The sequence below is a fragment of the Mycobacterium sp. NGS64 genome, assembly GCF_059812245.1.
Window position 1 is genome coordinate 1,364,076 of record NZ_JCALCI010000001.1, and the last position, 17,740, is coordinate 1,381,815.

The 17,740-nt window shown below is 69.7% G+C and carries 17 protein-coding genes; 14 read left to right on the forward strand and 3 right to left on the reverse strand.

Annotated elements, in window-relative coordinates; translation table 11 throughout:
• Positions 1 to 47: 47 nt before the first annotated feature.
• Positions 48 to 1,850, reverse strand: a complete 1,803-nt coding sequence (locus AC5Y4S_RS06870; RefSeq protein ID WP_500031312.1) for a PE family protein — start codon at positions 1,848 to 1,850, stop codon at positions 48 to 50.
• Positions 1,851 to 1,995: 145 nt separating this feature from the next.
• On the opposite strand from AC5Y4S_RS06870, the gene AC5Y4S_RS06875 reads away from it, so the two are divergent.
• The gene (locus tag AC5Y4S_RS06875; protein WP_500031315.1) at positions 1,996 to 2,295 is read left to right on the forward strand and encodes a hypothetical protein; all 300 of its coding nucleotides are present in this window, start codon (positions 1,996 to 1,998) and stop codon (positions 2,293 to 2,295) included.
• A gap of 22 nt (positions 2,296 to 2,317) precedes the next feature.
• On the opposite strand, the gene AC5Y4S_RS06880 is transcribed toward AC5Y4S_RS06875, so the two are convergent.
• Entirely contained in the window at positions 2,318 to 3,628 is a 1,311-nt protein-coding gene (locus tag AC5Y4S_RS06880) for a PE family protein (RefSeq protein WP_500031317.1), read from the reverse strand.
• Between the two features lie 174 nt (positions 3,629 to 3,802).
• Between AC5Y4S_RS06880 and AC5Y4S_RS06885 the strand changes: the two genes are divergently transcribed.
• From AC5Y4S_RS06885 to AC5Y4S_RS06920, 8 genes are all read left to right on the forward strand, one after another.
• Positions 3,803 to 4,315 carry a PE family protein gene (locus AC5Y4S_RS06885; protein ID WP_500031319.1) on the forward strand — a complete coding sequence of 171 codons (513 nt, stop codon included), beginning with the start codon at positions 3,803 to 3,805 and terminating at the stop codon, positions 4,313 to 4,315.
• A 125-nt stretch (positions 4,316 to 4,440) separates the two neighbouring features.
• Positions 4,441 to 5,004 carry an elongation factor P gene (gene efp / locus AC5Y4S_RS06890; RefSeq protein ID WP_068105036.1) on the forward strand — a complete coding sequence of 188 codons (564 nt, stop codon included), beginning with the start codon at positions 4,441 to 4,443 and terminating at the stop codon, positions 5,002 to 5,004.
• A 9-nt stretch (positions 5,005 to 5,013) separates the two neighbouring features.
• Positions 5,014 to 5,472 (forward strand): transcription antitermination factor NusB, encoded by a 459-nt coding sequence (gene nusB / locus AC5Y4S_RS06895; RefSeq protein ID WP_068105033.1) that lies wholly within the window; start codon positions 5,014 to 5,016, stop codon positions 5,470 to 5,472.
• Positions 5,469 to 5,855 carry an antitermination protein NusB gene (locus AC5Y4S_RS06900; protein ID WP_500031322.1) on the forward strand — a complete coding sequence of 129 codons (387 nt, stop codon included), beginning with the start codon at positions 5,469 to 5,471 and terminating at the stop codon, positions 5,853 to 5,855. The genes nusB and AC5Y4S_RS06900 overlap by 4 nt, the downstream gene beginning before the upstream one ends.
• 14 nt (positions 5,856 to 5,869) lie before the next feature.
• Complete coding sequence (locus tag AC5Y4S_RS06905) at positions 5,870 to 7,390, forward strand: PucR family transcriptional regulator (RefSeq protein ID WP_500031324.1); 1,521 nt, start codon at positions 5,870 to 5,872, stop codon at positions 7,388 to 7,390.
• 127 nt (positions 7,391 to 7,517) lie between these two features.
• Positions 7,518 to 8,120: an Rv1733c family protein gene (locus AC5Y4S_RS06910; protein WP_500031326.1), complete on the forward strand. Its 603-nt coding sequence runs from the start codon at positions 7,518 to 7,520 to the stop codon at positions 8,118 to 8,120.
• A gap of 116 nt (positions 8,121 to 8,236) precedes the next feature.
• Complete coding sequence (locus tag AC5Y4S_RS06915) at positions 8,237 to 8,692, forward strand: GreA/GreB family elongation factor (protein WP_500031328.1); 456 nt, start codon at positions 8,237 to 8,239, stop codon at positions 8,690 to 8,692.
• A 136-nt stretch (positions 8,693 to 8,828) separates the two neighbouring features.
• Positions 8,829 to 11,672 carry an aminotransferase class I/II-fold pyridoxal phosphate-dependent enzyme gene (locus AC5Y4S_RS06920; protein WP_500031330.1) on the forward strand — a complete coding sequence of 948 codons (2,844 nt, stop codon included), beginning with the start codon at positions 8,829 to 8,831 and terminating at the stop codon, positions 11,670 to 11,672.
• Between the two features lie 285 nt (positions 11,673 to 11,957).
• Here the strand turns inward: AC5Y4S_RS06920 and AC5Y4S_RS06925 are convergent, their stop codons facing one another.
• The gene (locus AC5Y4S_RS06925; protein WP_500032186.1) at positions 11,958 to 12,770 is read right to left on the reverse strand and encodes a COG4705 family protein; all 813 of its coding nucleotides are present in this window, start codon (positions 12,768 to 12,770) and stop codon (positions 11,958 to 11,960) included.
• Positions 12,771 to 13,091: 321 nt separating this feature from the next.
• Here AC5Y4S_RS06925 and AC5Y4S_RS06930 point away from each other — a divergent pair, with 321 nt between their 5' ends.
• From AC5Y4S_RS06930 to AC5Y4S_RS06950, 5 genes are all read left to right on the forward strand, one after another.
• Positions 13,092 to 14,327, forward strand: a complete 1,236-nt coding sequence (locus tag AC5Y4S_RS06930) for an MFS transporter (protein ID WP_500032187.1) — start codon at positions 13,092 to 13,094, stop codon at positions 14,325 to 14,327.
• A gap of 176 nt (positions 14,328 to 14,503) precedes the next feature.
• Positions 14,504 to 15,253, forward strand: a complete 750-nt coding sequence (locus tag AC5Y4S_RS06935) for a GntR family transcriptional regulator (protein WP_500031334.1) — start codon at positions 14,504 to 14,506, stop codon at positions 15,251 to 15,253.
• A complete protein-coding gene (locus tag AC5Y4S_RS06940; RefSeq protein ID WP_068187516.1) occupies positions 15,250 to 15,477 on the forward strand; it encodes a 4Fe-4S dicluster domain-containing protein in 228 nt (75 codons plus the stop codon). Before AC5Y4S_RS06935 ends, AC5Y4S_RS06940 begins: the two co-directional genes overlap by 4 nt.
• Positions 15,477 to 16,865: an ABC transporter substrate-binding protein gene (locus AC5Y4S_RS06945; RefSeq protein ID WP_500031339.1), complete on the forward strand. Its 1,389-nt coding sequence runs from the start codon at positions 15,477 to 15,479 to the stop codon at positions 16,863 to 16,865. The genes AC5Y4S_RS06940 and AC5Y4S_RS06945 overlap by 1 nt, the downstream gene beginning before the upstream one ends.
• Positions 16,862 to 17,725: an ABC transporter permease gene (locus AC5Y4S_RS06950; RefSeq protein WP_500031344.1), complete on the forward strand. Its 864-nt coding sequence runs from the start codon at positions 16,862 to 16,864 to the stop codon at positions 17,723 to 17,725. The genes AC5Y4S_RS06945 and AC5Y4S_RS06950 overlap by 4 nt, the downstream gene beginning before the upstream one ends.
• Positions 17,726 to 17,740 lie beyond the last annotated feature (15 nt).

Genomic DNA, 17,740 nt, shown 5'->3' on the forward strand with positions numbered 1-17,740 from the left:
GCGGTCTGGGCACAGGCACGAATTAGGGATTTCCCTACGTTTCGGGTTCAGTTGGTGCCGTTAGTGCCGCGGATCCCGAAGAGGACTCCACCGGCCCCGCCGGCCCCGCCGGCGCCGTTAGGAAGGCCGCCATTGCCTCCGTTGCCGCCGCGACCGATCAGCTGGGCGGCGTTCCCGCCGCGGCCGCCGTTGCCGCCGGCGCTGCCGCCTTCGCCGCCTTCGCCGCCGTTGCCGTAGAAGACGCCGCTGTTGCCGCCGTTGCCGCCGTTGCCGCCGGTGGTGCCGCCGCCGCCGTTGCCGCCGGCGCCGCCGTTGCCGTAGAAGAGCCCGCCGTTGCCGCCGTTGCCGCCGTTGCCGCCGACAGTCGGACTACCGAGGGCGGAGCCTCCGCTGCCGCCGTTACCGAACCAGAAGGCCGACCCCCCGCTGCCGCCCGACGCACCGGCGGAACCACCCCCGCCGGCGCCGCCATTCCCGAACAGCAGGCCTGCGGCCCCGCCGTCCCCGGCCCGTGCGCCGGCGCCGCTGCTGGCGCCGCCGTTGCCGCCGTTACCGATGAAATGGGCGTTCCCGCCGTGCCCGCCCGCGCCGCCGATACTGCCCCCGGCGCCCCCGGCCCCTCCGTTGCCGTAGAAGAAGCTGCCGTCGCCGCCGTTGCCGCCGCTGCCGCCGGTGAGGCCGCCGCCGCCGTTGCCACCGGCGCCGCCGTTGCCGTAGAAGAACCCGCCGTGCCCGCCGTTGCCGCCGATACCCGCACCGCTGCTGAAGGCGGCGCCTCCGCTGCCGCCCGCGCCGAACAAGAATGCCGATCCGCCGTTGCCGCCCGACCCGCCGGCGCCACCACCGCCGCCGTCGCCGAATAACAGGCCTCCGGCGCCGCCGTCCCCGCCGTGTACCCCGCTGCCGCCGCCGAGGCCGCTCGGGCCGCCATTCCCGCCGTTACCGATCAAATGGGCGTTACCGCCGTGCCCGCCGGCGCCGCCGGGAGTGCCGCCGGCGCCCCCGGCGCCGCCGTTGCCGTAGAAGAAGCTGCCGTCGCCGCCGTTGCCGCCGCTGCCGCCCGTGGTGCCGCCGCCGCCGTTCCCGCCGGCCCCGCCGGCTCCGTAGAAGAACCCGCCGTTGCCGCCGGTGCCGCCGTTGCCGCCGAAGTTCGGGCTGCCGACGGCGGTGCCTCCGCCTCCGCCGTTACCGAACAAGAAGGCCGACCCGCCGTTGCCGCCCGATCCGCCGACGGTGCCGCCTCCGCCGCTGCCGCCATTGCCGAAAAGGAGGCCCCCGGCCCCGCCGTTGCCACCGATTGCGCCGGGGCCGCCGGCGCCGCCGTTGCCGCCGTTGCCGATAAGCCCCGCGGCCCCGCCGGCACCGCCGTTCGTGCCGATGGCGGTGCTGGTGCCGCCGTTGCCGCCGTTGCCCCACAGGATGCCGCCGGCCTGGCCGGGCGTGCCGATGCCTTGGGCGTTGGTCACTCCGTCGGCGCCATTGCCGATCAGCGGGCGTCCGACCAGTATCTCGGTGGGCTCGTTGATCACTGCGAGGATGTCTTGCTCGAGGGTCTGCAGCGGGCCGGTATTGGCGGCCTCGGTGGCGGTGTACTGCGCCGCACCGGCGTTCATCAGCCCGACGAATTGCTGGTGGAAGGCCGCCGCCTGGGCGCTGAGCGCCTGGTAGGCCTGCCCGTGCGCGCCGAACAGCGAGGCGATGGCCGCCGACACCTCGTCGCCGGCGGCCGCCAGCACGTTGGACGTCGGCCCCGCGGCCGCGGCGTGGGCGGCGTTAAGTGCCGACTCGATGTTGGCCAGATCCGAAGCCGCCGACGACACGAACTCCGGCGCCGCAACGAGAAACGACATGTCACCCCACCTAATCTCTCGGGCCCTACGTCGGTGACGCTAGCGATCGCGAGCGTCGGCCCGAATCAGGGATTTCCCTATGGTTTTCGGCTCAGCTGGTGCCGCTGGTGCCGTGCGCGCCGAACAACGCGCCGCCAGTCCCGCCATGACCATCGGTGAGGCCGGTACCGGCGTTGCCGCCATTGCCGCCGTTGCCGACCGGGATCGCGTTGCCGCCGTTGCCACCGCTGCCACCGCCGAAGCCGCCGCTGCCTCTGCCGCCGAGGACATCAATTCCGGCGCTGCGATGACAAACGACATGGGACCCACCCTCAACGTTGTGCCAAACCCTTTGGCGGACTTGCTAATACACCGCTCCGTTGTATGGCCGATGGCAGTGACGCTAGTGATGGGGGGCATCTGGGTTCAATTAGGGATTTCCCTACGAAATTCGCCGGTTAGCTGACGATCCTGACTTAGTGCCGGTGTCAGCTGGTGCCGTTTGCCCCGTGGGTTCCGAAGATGACGCCACCAGTCCCGCCGGCCCCGCCGTTGCCGTGAAGGATGCCGGTACCGCCGTTCCCTCCGTTGCCGCCGGCACCGACCAGCTTGGCGTTGCCCCCGTTGCCGCCGTTCCCGCCCCCGCCGCCGGCGGCCCCGCCGTCGCCGCCCCGGCCGCCATCGCCGAAGAGCGCGCCGGCGCCACCATCGCCGCCGGTGCCCCCATCTGGGCCGCCACTGCCAGTGCCCCCGGCTCCGCCGTTGCCGAACACTGTGCCGCCATCGCCGCCGGCGCCACCGTGGCCGCCGTTGGCACCACCGCCGCCGGCGCCCCCGGCGCCGCCGTTGCCGTAGAAGAAGCCGCCCTTTCCGCCGCCGCCGCCGGTTCCGCCGTTGCCGGCGACGCTATTGCCGGTGCCGGCGGCGCCGCCGTCGCCGCCGTTGCCGAGCAGTGTGCCGCCAGCGCCGCCGTTGCCCCCGGCGCCGCCCGAACCCTGCGCGCTGTTGCCGCCGGTGCCGCCGGCGCCGCCGCTGCCGTAGATCAGGCCGCCGTTGCCGCCGGCGCCGCCGTTTCCGCCAGAAGTGTTAGGACCGTCGCCGCCGTGACCGCCCATTCCGCCGGTGCCGAAGAGGCCGGCCGAGCCGCCGTTGCCGCCGACGCCGCCCACCAGGGGCCCCGCCCCGGCAGCGCCGCCGTTGCCGCCGGCGCCCCAGATGAGGCCACCGGCCCCGCCGTTCGCGCCGTTCGCGAATGGACCGGCGCCGCCCGCGTTGCCGCCATTACCGAACAGCCCGGCGGGTCCACCGGCGCCGCCGGGCGCACCGTCGCGGGTGCTCAGTCCGCCGTTGCCGCCGTTGCCCCACAGGATGCCGCCGGGTTGGCCGTCGGTGCCGATGCCTTGGGCGTTGGTCACCCCGTCGGCGCCGTTGCCGATCAGGGGGCGTCCCAGCAGTATTTCGGTGGGCTCGTTGATCACCCCGAGGATGTCCTGCTCCAGGGTCTGCAGCGGGTTGGCGTTCGCGGCCTCGGCGGCGGCGTACTGCGCCGCACCGGCGTTCATGAGCCGGACAAACTGCTCGTGGAAGGCGGCCGCCTGGGCGCTGAGCGCCTGGTAGGCCTGCCCGTGCGCCCCGAACAGCGAGGCGATGGCCGCCGACACCTCGTCGCCGGCGGCCGCCAGCACGTTGGACGTCGGGACCGCGGCCGCCGCGTGGGCGGCGTTAAGTGCCGATCCGATGTTCGCCAGATCCGAGGCCGCCGACGACATGAACTCCGGCGCCGCAACAACAAACGACATGCCTACCTCCCCGTTGCGTGGAACCGACGGCGGCGACGCTAGTGATGGGGGGACTCGGCGTTCAATTAGGTATTTCCCTACAAACTTGGACGGACGCCGATGCCAGAAGTTGGCTTTCTGTTAGGTTCCAGCGCGCGAACCCGCGGGCTAGGCTGACCGGATGCGAGAGCCGATATGTCGTATGTGACCGCGGCGCCGGAGTTAATCGCCTCCGCGGCAACGGATTTGGCGAGCATCGGCTCGAATCTCAGTGTCGCCCACGTCGCGGCGGCCGCCCCGACCCTCGCGGTGTTGCCCGCAGCCGCCGACGAGGTGTCGGTGACCATCGCGAACTTCTTCTCCCGGCACGCCGAGCACTATCAGGCGCAGGCCGGGCAGGCGGCGGCGGCTCAGGAGCAGTTCGTCCAGCAGTTGGCTAAGGGCGCGGGCTCGTATGCGGCCGCCGAGGCCGCCAACGCTGCTTTGCTGCCGCCCGCGGAATCGATCACCGGCGCGATATCGGCCCTATGGGGCGACGTACAGAATTTCTTCAGCGGCGCTCTCACCACGTTCGAGCAGATGCTCAATCAATTAGCGGGATTTCTGCTTCCGCTGATTCGCGAAGCCATCGCATTTTCGACCGCGTTCTTCTTCGTGTTCGTGCTGCCGACGATCGACATCGCGCTGAATATCCTGGTTGCCCTCTAAGGGCCGGGGTGCGCGCGATCACGGGCGCACGGTTCGGCCCGGTGCCGCGGCGCGGGTAATCTGCATGGGGCGAACCGACAGCGATGTTCGCGGAGAACTGCCATCCCATAGGAGATACACCGACCGTGGCGACGACTGCCGACTTCAAAAACGGACTTGTGCTGGAGATCGACGGCCAGCTATGGCAGATCGTCGAGTTCCAGCACGTCAAACCCGGCAAGGGGCCGGCCTTCGTGCGCACCAAGCTGAAGAACGTGCTGTCCGGCAAGGTGGTCGACAAGACCTACAACGCGGGCGTCAAGGTGGAGACCGCCACCGTCGACCGCCGCGACGCGACCTACCTGTACCACGACGGCTCGGACTTCGTGTTCATGGACAGTCAGGACTACGAGCAGCACCCGCTGCCCGAGTCCCTGGTCGGCGACGCGTCGCGCTTCCTGCTGGAGGGTCTGCCCGTGCAGATCGCGTTCCACAACGGGGCGCCGCTCTACATCGAGCTGCCGGTGTCGGTCGAGCTCGAGGTCACCCACACCGAACCGGGCCTGCAGGGCGACCGGTCCAGCGCCGGGACCAAGCCGGCCACGCTGGAGACCGGCGCGGAGATCCAGGTGCCGTTGTTCATCAACACCGGGGACAAGCTGAAGGTGGACTCGCGCGACGGTAGCTACCTGGGCCGCGTCAACGCGTGAGCGGGCCGCATGGCTGCTAAGGGACGCCATCAGGCGCGCAAACGCGCCGTCGACCTGTTGTTCGAGGCCGAGGCCCGGGAGCTGACCCCGGCCGAAGTGGTCGACGTCCGCACCGCGCTGGCCGACGCGAATCCCGACGTGTCGCCGCTGTACCCGTACACCGCCGCGGCGGCGAGGGGTGTCGGTGAGCACCTCGCCCACATCGACGACCTGATCAGCTCGCACCTGCAGGGCTGGACGCTGGACCGGCTGCCCGCGGTCGACCGGGCCATTCTGCGGGTCGCGGTGTGGGAGCTGCTCTACGCCGACGACGTCCCCGAGCCCGTCGCCGTCGACGAGGCCGTGCAGCTGGCCAAGGAGCTGTCCACCGACGAGTCGCCGGGCTTCGTCAACGGGGTGCTCGGCCAAGTCATGCTGGTGACCCCGCAGATCCGCGCGGCCGCCAAGGCGGTCCGCGAAGAACAATGACCCGGTTGGAGCTGCGCGTCGCCGTCGCGGCCTTCCTGGCCGCAACGGTGGTGCTGGGCGCGGTCGTGTGCGCGGCCTACGGGTGGAGCATCGTCGCGTCGGCGCTCGCGATCTACGCGCTGGGCGTCGGCGCCTGGCTCTACCACTCGATCGAACGCCTGATCGTGGCCCGCCGCATCAGCACGGTCCGGTCGGCCGCACGGCCGCTGCAGCCGCTGCTGCCGGTGATGGCCGCCATCATGGGCCTGACGCAGGCCGTGGTGCGCTCACTGAGCGACGTCACCGAGTTGCCGGCGCGCAGCCGGGAGCTCCCCGTGCTGCGGTGGATGGACTCCAGGGCAAACCGGCGGATCGTAGATAGCGACGACGAACTGGACGGCTGAACCGGGAGCGGCTCGTGATCACTTTGGACCGCTTGGTGAACGTGCTGGGGGGTTACGGGGTCAGGTTGCGATGGTCTGCGGTGCCGAGGTCGACCGAACTGCGCAGCGTGGTGATTCACGAGTCGAACGCCGAGCGCCCGCCGGTGGGCGACGTGTTGCTGGCGATCGGGGCCGGCTCCCTGCGGGAAGCGGTCGACTGGGCGGCTTCCGCCCGCGCGGTGGTGCTGTTGACACGCGGCGACGAGGAGCCGACGCCGTCCGACGGCGGCGCCCGGCCCGGCGCGGTGATGGTGCTCGACCCGTCGGTGTCGTGGAGCGAGGTCGCCGCGGTGGTCTACGGGCTGGTGCTGGAGGGCCGCGAGACCGAATCCGGGCGCGGCCCAACGGATTTGTTCGCACTGGCCGACAGCCTGGCCGAGTCGACCGGCGGTGCCGTGACGATCGAGGACGCGCGGTTGCGGCTGCTGGCGTATTCGCGGGCGCAGCAGCACGCCGACCCGGCGCGCGTCGAGACGATCCTGGGCCGTCAGATCCCCGAGCGGCTGCGGGCGCTCTTCGAGGCGCGGGGTGTGTTCGCGCACCTGGGCGCGTCCGACGACCCCGTATTTGTCGGCGCCGACGCCGAACACGGCCTGACCGGGCGCATGGTGGTCGCGGTGCGTTCCGGGCGGGAGCTATTGGGTTCGGTGTGGGTGGCCTGCGCGGCCCCGTTGGACGGCGCCGAGCGGGACGCGCTGACCGACGGCGCGCACACGGTGGCCCTGCACCTGCTCCGCTCCCGAGCCAGCGCGGACTTGGAGCGCCAGGTCGAATCAGAGCTGGTGATCCGGTTGTTGGAGGGCACCATCGAGGCCGCGACGCTGGCCAGCCGACTGGGCCTGTCGCGCGGACCGCTGCGGGTGATCGCGCTGCAAGCGGTCATCGACGGCGAGCGCGACGCCGCCCTGCTGTTGGCGTTCGACCGCGCCACCGCGGGGTTCGGCTGGTCACGGCCCGGCCGCAGCGCGCTGGCCGGAAATACGGTCTACACCGTCCTTCCCGGTGAGCCGGCGGACGCGGCGCGGCGCTGGGTAAGCGATCTCACGGCCGCCATGCCCGAAGCCGTCGGCGTTGCGGCCGGCATCAGTGGACCGGCCGACGTGGCGGATCTCGTCGCCGCGCGCCGGGAGGCCGACGAGTGTCTGGCGCTGCATGAATCCGGCGGCGGGGCGCCGCCGGCGTACGACGAGGCGTGGGACGAGATCCTGCTGCAGCGGCTGCGCACCGCGGCGCGAGCCGGTCGGTTGCCGGACCGTGGACCGGTCGCCGATTTGCGTCGCCACGACCAAGCGAACTCGACGGACTACGTCGGCACGCTGCGGGCCTGGCTGGAGGCCCAGGGCGACCCGGTGCGTGCGGGTGAGCGGTTGGGCGTGCACGAGAACACCGTGCGATACCGGCTTCGCAAGATGGCCGAGATAACCAACCTGCCACTGGACGACGCCAAGAAGCGGCTGGCGATGACGATCGAGTTGGCCGCCACCGACGCGGACTGACGCCCCGCGCACTGTCGGAACGCGACAATGCGCGGCGGCAGCGTTGTCCGACTGGGGCAAGCCCGTGGCCTTGATCCCGGCCACCATGGAGTTGTCAATTAATGCCCCGGTTTGAGGTGACCGTCCCATGACTACTCCGCGCCCCGACGAGATGGAAACGCTCGAGGTTCCCGCGCGCGTGCCGCCGCTGCTCGCGCGGCTGTTCGGCCTGAACCCGTTGGTGCGCAGCATCGACCGCGTCGAAGCGTTGCTTTTGGTGCTCGCGTTCGCGGTGTCGATCGTCGCCCTTCCCGTCGCCGCCGCCGTCGGGACCGCGGTCCACGATTCCCGCAGCCGCGTCTATGCCGCGCAGGCGCAGACCCGCCAGAAAGTCACCGCGACCATCACGGGGGACAGCCACGCCGGCCGGAACCTGTCCAGCCCGACCGTCGCGGCGCCGGCGCGGTGGGTCGTCGCGGGTTCCGAACACACCGGCCTGGTTGTCGTCGAGCGGACCGCCAAACCCGGTGACCGCGTGGATATTTGGGTGGACGAGCAAGGCCTGCCGGTCGGCAAGCCGGTGTTTTCCGCATTGGACGAGGCAGTGGCGACCGGAACGGCCATCTGGTTCGGCGCCGCCATCGGGGCGGCGACGCTATTCGGGATGGCGCGCATCGTTATCGACCGCAAGCGCCACGCTGGCTGGCAGCGAAACTTCGACCGCATGGTCGCCGACCGCACCGCCGACTAGCCGCGGCTCACCGGCTTCGAAGTACCTGCCCCCCGCGGGCGCCACGTCGTCAGGGGCGGTTGCCCCGCCGCGGCCCGTCCCTGACGACACTCTCACGAAATGAAAGAGGTAGGAAAATGCATGATACACAACCAATTTGGCTGACCCGGCACGAATACGGCCGCCTGGTGGGCGAACTCACGGCGCTGCGGTCGCGACGCAGCATCGAAGTGCCGGACGACTTCATGGATTACGACGCCAACCGGATCGCGCGCTACTCGGCGCGCCGGGCGCGCATCCGTGAGATCGAGGATGTGCTGGCTCGCGCGATTGTGACGGAGGACAGGAACGCCGCCGAGCCGGGCACGATCGTCACCATCCGGTACGAGGACACCGGCGAGACCGAAACCTTTCGGCTGGGCCGGTACGGCGCCAAGGACGGCAACATCAAGGTGTACTCGACGCTGTCGCCGCTGGGCCGCGCGATTGCCGGTGCGCGTCCCGGGGAACGACGGGTCTACTCGATTCCCGACGGCGCCGACCTGATCGTGACGCTGATCAGCGCGGTGCCCGACGTCGCCGTGGTCGCATGATCCTCGAGCTGGTCGACCCCGTGGCCATGCTGTTTCTCTTGATGGCGACGGCCGGGCTCGTCGTGGCCGTCGCCTACGGCAAATCGGACGGCCGATAATCATCGCGCACGCGGCGAGGCCGGGCCACAATGACGAGATGAGTCCAGAATCTGCCCGCCCGAGGCGGCTTCGCGTGTCCGCGCTCGCGGCGGTCGCCAACCCGTCGTACACGCGCGTCGACACCTGGAACCTGCTCGACGACGCCTGCCGTCACCTGCGCGACGTCGACCTCGCCGGCCTGGACAAGACGCACGACATCGCCCGGGTGAAGCGCCTGATGGACCGCATCGCCGCCTACGAGCGGTACTGGCTGTACCCCGGTGCGGCCAACCTCGCGACGTTTCGCGCCCACCTCGAGGGCCTCTCGACGGTGCGCCTCAGCGAGGAGGTGTCGCTGGCGGTGCGCCTGCTGAGCGAATACGGCGACCGCGCCGGGCTCTTCGACACCACCGCGTCGCTGGCCGAGCAGGAGCTGGTCGCCCAGGCCAAACAGCAGCAGTTCTACACCGTGCTGCTTGCCGACGACGCCCCGTCGACGGCCCCCGACAGCCTGGCGGAGTGCCTGCGGGCGCTGCGGACCCCGTCCGACGACGTGCAGTACGAGCTGCTGGTGGTGGGCAGCATCGAGGACGCCATCACCGCGGTCGCGCTGAACGGCGAGATTCAGGCCGCGATCATCCGCCACGACCTGCCGCTGCGCTCCCACGACCGGGTGCCGCTGATGAACACGCTGCTGGGCGCCGCCTGCGAGGACGCCGAGGACGCGGTGGCCAGGGACACCCAGGACTGGGTGGAATGCGCCGAGTGGATACGGGAGCTCCGCCCGCACATCGACCTGTATCTGCTCACGGACGAGTCGATCGCCGCGGAGACCGAGGACGAACCCGACGTCTACGACCGAACGTTCTACCGGCTCAACGACGTCACCGACCTCAACAGCACCGTGCTCGCGGGCCTGCGAAACCGTTTCGCCACACCGTTTTTCGACGCCCTATGCGCCTACGCGGGGGCCCCGGTCGGCCAGTTCCACGCGCTACCCGTCGCGCGCGGCGCCAGCATCTTCAACTCAAAGTCCCTGCAGGACATGGGGGAGTTCTACGGCCGCAACATCTTCATGGCCGAGACCTCGAGCACTTCGGGGGGATTGGACTCGCTGCTGGACCCGCACGGCAACATCAAAAAGGCGATGGACAAGGCCGCGGTGACGTGGAACGCCAACCACACCTACTTCGTCACCAACGGGACGTCCACCGCCAACAAGATCGTCGTGCAGGCCCTCACCCGACCGGGCGACATCGTCCTCATCGACCGCAACTGCCACAAGTCGCACCACTACGGCCTGGTGCTGGCCGGGGCCTACCCGCTGTACCTGGACGCCTACCCGCTGCCCGAGTACGCGATCTACGGGGCCGTGTCGCTGCACACGATCAAAAAGGCGCTGCTGGACCTCGAGGCGGCCGGCCAGCTGGACCGGGTCCGCATGCTGCTGCTCACCAACTGCACCTTCGACGGCGTCGTCTACAACCCGCGCCGGGTGATGGAGGAGGTGCTGGCGATCAAGCCGGACATCTGCTTCCTGTGGGACGAGGCGTGGTACGCGTTCGCCACCGCGGTGCCGTGGGCGCGGCAGCGCACCGCGATGGTGTCCGCCGAACGCCTCGAGCAGATGCTGGCGTCGCCGGAATACGCTGCGGAATACCGGGATTGGGCCGCATCGATGGAGGGAGTGCAGCGTTCCGAGTGGGTCGACCGACGGCTGCTGCCCGACCCCGCCCGTGCGCGCGTCCGCGTCTACGCGACGCACTCCACGCACAAGTCGCTGTCGGCGTTCCGGCAAGCGTCGATGGTCCACGTCCGCGACCAGGACTTCAAGGCGCTCACCCGCGACGCGTTCGTCGAGGCGTTCTTGACGCACACCTCGACGTCGCCGAACCAGCAGCTGCTGGCGTCGCTGGACCTGGCGCGCCGGCAGGTCGACATCGAGGGCTTCGAGTTGGTCCGCAACGTCTACAACATGGCGCTGGTCTTTCGGCACCGCGTCCGCAAGGACCGGTTGATCGGCAAGTGGTTCCGCATCCTCGACGAGTCCGACCTGGTGCCGGACGAGTTCCGCGCGTCGTGCGTCAGCTCCTACCGCGAGGTTCGCCAGGGCGCCCTGGCGGAGTGGAACGAGGCGTGGCGGTCGGACCAGTTCGTGCTGGACGCCACGCGGGTCACCCTGTTCATCGGCAAGACCGGCATGAACGGCTACGACTTCCGCGAGAAGATCCTGATGGAGCGGTTCGGGATTCAGATCAACAAAACGTCCATCAACAGCGTGCTGCTGATCTTCACCATCGGGGTCACCTGGTCGAGCGTGCACTACCTGCTCGACGTGCTGCGGCGCATCGCGACCGACTTCGAGCGCAGCCAGAGCATCGGCGGCAAGGACGACCGCGCCCTGCAGCAGCGCCGGGTCGAGGAGATCACCGAAGACCTGCCGCACCTGCCGGATTTCAGCGAATTCGACATGGCGTTCCGCCCCGTCGACGCCTGCATGTTCGGCGACATGCGGTCGGCCTTCTACGCCGGATACGAGGAGTCGGACCGCGAGCACGTGCTGATCGGCATGGCGGGCCGGCGGCTCGCCGAGGGCCGGACGCTGGTCTCCACCACGTTCGTGGTGCCCTACCCGCCGGGCTTCCCGGTGCTGGTCCCGGGGCAGGTGGTCTCGAAGGAGATCGTCTATTTCCTGGCCCAGCTCGACGTCAAGGAGATCCACGGCTACAACCCCGACCTGGGATTGTCGGTCTTCACCGACGCCGCGCTGGCGCGCATGGAAGCCCAACGCAGCGCGGCGACGGCCGCGGTCGGTTCGGCATACCCCGCCTTCGAGCTGCCGGCCGACGCGTCGGCGCGCAACGGCGACAGCGTCGCGCAGGCGGTGACCGGGCGCGGCTGAGCGCCGCTATCCGGCCACGGCGGGCCAGTCCGACAGTCCCTGCCGGATTCCGCGGGTTATCTCGTCCTGCCGCGCCGGGCTGCCGGCCGCAGCCGTCCGTTGGCAGCTGCAGCTGAGACTGCTGAACACACTCGGGTCGGCGCTCGCCGTCGCCGATCCGAGGACGCCGGCACCCACACAAATGGCAACGCCGATCAGGATTTTGCTGGTCAACTTCGTCAACTTTCCCATGACAATTCCAGCGTAGGCGCGGGTCGCTGGGAATCTGCTGGGAAGCCCTGTGACTCAGGCGGTTTCCGCCGCCGCGCGGTCTTCCGGCTGACCGGGGTGGCGTCCCGGACGCTGCGGCAACACGATGACCAATGCGACGACGATCGCGGCGATCACCGCCGACGCCAGGGGACGGCTCAGCGCGAGGCCGCCGTCGGCGACCGGCTTGTCAAGCAGGTCCCCCACCGTTGCACCCAGTGGCCGCGTCAGGATGAAGGCCACCCAGAACAGCGCGACGCGCGACACGCCGGTCCAGAAATACAGGGCCGCAACCACGGCAAGAGCCGCAGAAAATACCAACGCGCCGCGCTCGTAGCCGAATCCGCGCGTGTCGGCGAGCCAATCGCCGAGCGCGGTACCCAGCGTCTGCGAAAACGTGATGGTCGTCCAGTAGAACGCTTCGACTTTCGGGGTCGACACCGTGCTGACGGATACCGTTCCCTCCGACCAGCGCCAAAGCCCTAAGGTAGTCAACACACAAGCAAGAAGCAGGAGCGATCCGCCCGTGTAGCCGATCCCGAGCGATCGGTCGGCGAAATCGGCCAGCGTTGTGCCAAACGTCGTCGAGGCTACGATGGTCGCCCAGTACAGGCTCGCGTGAAACCGCTTGGCGAAGATCTGGGCGGCGACCAGGACGACCAGCGCCACGCCGAAAAGCGCAACGCCAAACAAATACCCCCAATTCTTGTGCGTATCAGCGTGGAAGAGGGTCATCGTGACGGTGTCGCCGCCCGTCTCGCCCAGCGTCGTCGCCAGGATCTTGATCACCCAAAAGCCCAGGGTGACGGCCGGCACCTTGGTCAAAGCGTGTTTTGCAGCGTCATTCATCACGTAGTGATCTTCCGGTCTGTTGTCGTGCATGTCCACGGCGCCTCCGATGAGAAATCGCTGAGATCGATCGGATTGCTGTGCGTACGCTATGAATTCTGCGGTGATCGCGGGTGCGAGCAGAACGCGCCGCGAACTTCCGTTGGGTCCTAAAATGCTTGTAACACAAGTCAATTCGCGCCTCGGCCGATGACGCGCCTGCATCAACACTTGGTAACAATTAGGAATAACCTTAGCGTTCAATAAGTTTCGGCTGCCGCGACGACCGGTGGCCGCCGAACGCTATGTCAACATGGATGAATGCTGGAGGAAACGGGCACCATGTCCTCAGCCGGGGCGGGTGCGCGGTGGTCGATCATGGCCGTCTCGTTGGGGGTGACGGCGACGTCCTTCCTTTTCATCAACGGCGTGGCGTTCCTGATTCCCTCGCTGGAGTCGCGCCGCGGGATGTCGCTGCCGACGGCCGTGCTGCTGTCGTCGATGCCCAGCTGGGGCATGGTGGTCACGCTGGTCTTCTGGGGCTACGTGCTGGACCGGGTCGGTGAGCGCACCGTGCTCACGGCGGGCTCGGTGCTGACGGCGGCCGCCGCCTACGCCGCCGCGTCCGCCCATTCGGTGCTCATGATCGGTGTGTTCCTGTTCATCGGTGGGATGGCCGCGGCGAGCTGCAACACCGCCGGCGGCCGGCTGGTGTCGGCTTGGTTCCCGCCCCGCCAGCGCGGCCTGGCGATGGGCATCCGCCAAACCGCGCAACCGTTGGGAATCGCCTTGGGGGCGTTGGTGATACCGGAGCTGTCCGAAAGCGGCCCGCACCGCGGGCTGATGTTCCTCGCGGTGATGTGCACGATCGCGGCCGTGGCCAGCGCGATCGGAATCGTCGATCCCCCAAGGAAATCCCGCACGGCCGCGGCGGTGGAGGAGCTGGCGAGCCCCTATCGCGGCTCGTCCGTGTTGTGGCGCATCCATGCGGTCGCCGGGCTGCTGATGATCCCGCAGACGGTGACTGTGACGTTCATGCTCGTGTGGTTGATGCATCGCCACGGTTGGTCGGTGGCGGCCGCCGGCGGCCTGGTCACCCTGACCCAGGTGCTAGGGGCCGCGGGCCGAATCGCGGTGGGCCGCTGGTCCGATCGCGTCGGCTCGCGAATGCGCCCGGTCCGCACGATCGCGATCGCCGCCGCGGTGGCGCTGTTCGTGCTCGCCCTCACCGACGGCACGGGTTCGGGATACGCCGTGTTGCTGATGGTCGCCATCTCGGTGCTCGCTGTCCTCGACAACGGGCTGGAGGCCACCGCCATCACGGAGTTCGCCGGGCCGTTCTGGAGCGGACGCGCGCTGGGCCTGCAGAACACCACGCAACGGCTGATGGCCGCGGCCGGGCCGCCGCTGTTCGGCGCGGTGGTCGCGGCGGCCGAATACCCGGCGGCCTGGGCGCTGTGCGGGCTGTTCCCGCTGGTGGCGGTGCCGCTGGTGCCCGCCGGGTTGGTGCCGCCGGGCCTGGAGAACCGGCCGCCACCACCGCCGGAGCGAGAACTGGCCGGAGCGTCGCGACCGTAGTTTTCGCTCACCGGGATCGCAAAGACGTCGCCGTTCGCCAGGTGGCGCAATAGGGCGGTGGGTGCGGCTTTTTGCTGGTCGCCGCCGAATTGCGCCCGGCGCAATGCCTCGATGCGGTCCCGGGGGCCGCGTTCGACCGCCCCGGGCGGCCCGCTGGGTCGCGTTAGCGTGACGGCGTGGCGCAACCAGTTCCGATTCGCGGACCTTCAGAGGGGTCCCGATCCGACCGTGCCCGCCGGGTGGCCGACGTGTTGCGCCAGCAGATCCACGCCGACGCCTACCCCGACGCGCTGCCGGCCGAGCACGAGCTGGCGGCCGAATTCGCCGTGTCGCGCAACACCGTTCGCGAGGCCCTCACCATCCTGAAAAACGAGGGACTGATCGACCGCGGCCCGAAGGTCGGCACGCACGTCGCCCAGCGCAAGTATGCCCACGGGCTGGACGCGCTGCTGGGTCTCAAGGAGACGTTCAAACACCTCGGGGAGGTGCGCAACGAAGTGCGCGCCGCCATGCCCGTGACCGCCCCGCCGTCGGTGGCCCGCCGGCTGGGGCTTCAGGCGGGCGGGCAGGCGGTGTTCGTCGAGCGGTTGCGATACCTCGGCGAACTGCCGCTCAGCCTCGACCTGACCTACCTGGCCCCGGACATCGGAAGCCGGATCCTGGACTATCCGCTGGAGACCAACGACATCTTCGCGCTCATCGAGGAGGTGAGCGGGCAGCGGCTGGGTTCGGCGTCGCTGGCGCTGGAGGCCATCCCCGCCGACGCGCACTCGGCGGCCACACTGCAGGTGCCCGACGGGGCGGCGCTGCTCATGCTGGAGCGGCTCACCAGCCTCGACGACGGCAGGCCCGTCGACCTCGAGTACATCCGGATGCGTGGTGATCGAATCACCATGCGCGGGAGTCTGATTAGGAGCAAGCCATGACGCTGGTCAACAACCGCGCCGACGTGCCGGTCACGATCGACGAGTCGCTGTGCATCGACGGCTGCACCCTGTGCGTCGAGGTCTGCCCGCTGGACGCGCTGGCCATCAACCCCGACACCGGCAAGGCCTATATGCATGTCGACGAATGCTGGTACTGCGGCCCCTGCGCGGCCCGCTGCCCCACCGGCGCCGTCACCGTCAACATGCCCTACCTCTTACGCTGATGAAACGCCAAGCCGCACGGCTGATCTCGATCGCCGCCGTTGTCGTCGCCGTCGTTTCCGGCTGCTCGCTGGAGTCGTTCTCGCAATCCTCCGGCGTGGTCAACGTCGTGGTGGGATACCAGTCCAAGACCATCAACACCGTCACCGCGGGCACGCTGCTGCGCGCGCAGGGGTACTTGGAGCACCGGCTCGCCGACATCACCACCCGCACCGGGACCCGATACGCGGTGCGCTGGCAGGACTACGACACCGGCGCCCCGATCACCGCGCAGATGCTCGCCGAGAAGATCGACATCGGCTCGATGGGCGATTACCCGATGCTGATCAACGGCTCCAAGACCCAGGCCAACCCGCTGGCCCGCACGGAGATGGTGTCGGTCACCGGCTACAACCCGCGCGGCGCGCTGAACATGGTTGTGGTGGCGCCGGATTCGCCGGCGACCACGCTGGGCGACCTGGCCGGCGCCAAGGTGTCGGCTAGCGTGGGCTCGGCGGGCCACGGCACGCTGGTGCGCGCCCTGGCCAAGGCCGGCGTCGGCGGCGTGGAGGTGCTCAACCAGCAGCCGCAGATCGGCGCGTCCGCCCTGGAATCCGGTCAGGTGCAGGGTCTTTCGCAGTTCGTGGCGTGGCCCGGGCTGTTGGTCTATCAGGGTAAGGCCAAGCTGCTCTACGACGGTGCCGAGCTCAACCTGCCTACTCTGCACGGCGTGGTGGTGCGGCGCTCGTACGCGTCGGCCCACCCGGAGGTGCTGGCGGCGTTCCTGCAGGCGCAACTGGACGCGACCGATTTCCTCAACCAGAAGCCGCTGGAGGCCGCGCGCATCGTCGCGCAGGGGAGCGGGCTGCCGCAGGAGGTGGTGTACCTCTACAACGGCCCCGGTGGCACCTCGTTCGACACCACGCTGAAACCGTCGCTGGTCGACGCGCTGAAAAGCGATGTGCCGTACCTGAAGTCGATCGGTGACTTCGCCGACCTTGACGTGGGAAAGTTCGTCGTGGACTCACCGCTGCGCGCGGTGTTCGCCGCCCGCGGGCTCGACTATGACGCGACGCGGGCGCGCGCTGTCAACCCGTCGGTGCTCGCCGGCGACCCCGCGCAGGCCAGCGAGCTGTGGCTGGACGGCTCCGACACGACCCAAACCGTCGCCAATCCCACCGCTCTGCTGCAGGCGATCAGGGATGCCGCCGCCCGCGGCGCGAAGGTCCGCGCGGCCTACGTTCCCGACGCGGAGCTGGGAACGCGGTGGTTCGCCGACAAGGCGGTATGGGTGCGGGACGGCCAGACCTATCTGCCCTTCGGCACCGTCGCCGGGGCCCGTCGCTACACCGCTGCCCATCCCGGCAGCGTCGCCGTGAATTACCAACAAGCACTGGGAGGTTCGGTATGACCGCCGAATTGAGCGAACGGGTCGTGGGTGCCGTCCCGCTGCCCGCCCTGGCCACCCCGCGCCCGTCGGCCTGGACGGGGCGGTCGTGGCGGTCGTGGCTTGTGCGCGTGGCGTCGGTGGCCGCCGCCATCGGGTTGTGGCAGCTGCTCACCGCCGGCAAGGTGCGGGCGGTGCTGCGTTTCGACACCCTGCCGACCGTCACCCAGATCGTGACCGCGCTGCACCGCCGGCTGGGCGCCTACGAGTACTGGCTCGACTTGGCGCAGTCGTTGCTGCGGATCCTCACCGGGTTCGGACTGGCCGCCGTGATCGGCGTGGCGACCGGGGTGCTGCTGGGCCGTTCGCGGTTGTTCGCCGACGTCTTCGGCCCGCTGACGGAGCTGGCCAGGCCCATCCCGGCCATCGCGCTGGTGCCGGTGGCGATCCTGCTGTTCCCGACCGACGAGGCCGGGATCGTGTTCATCACCTTCCTCGCGGCCTACTTCCCGATCATGGTCAGCACCCGGCACGCGGTGCGGGCGCTGCCCACGCTGTGGGAGGACTCGGTGCGCACCCTCGGCGGCGGCCGGTGGGAGGTGCTGAGCCAGGTGGTGTTACCGGGCATCCTGCCGGGCGTGTTCGGCGGGCTCTCGGTCGGCATGGGGGTGGCGTGGATCTGCGTGATCTCCGCCGAAATGATCTCCGGTCGGCTCGGCGTCGGCTACCGCACCTGGCAGGACTACACCGTGCTGGCCTACCCGCAGGTGTTCGTCGGCATCATCACCATCGGCGTGCTCGGCTTCGCGACTGCGGCCGCCGTGGAACTGGTGGGCCGCCGGGTGACGCGGTGGCTGCCGCGCGCGCAGGAGGAGGCGCGATGACCTCGAAAAATCGGG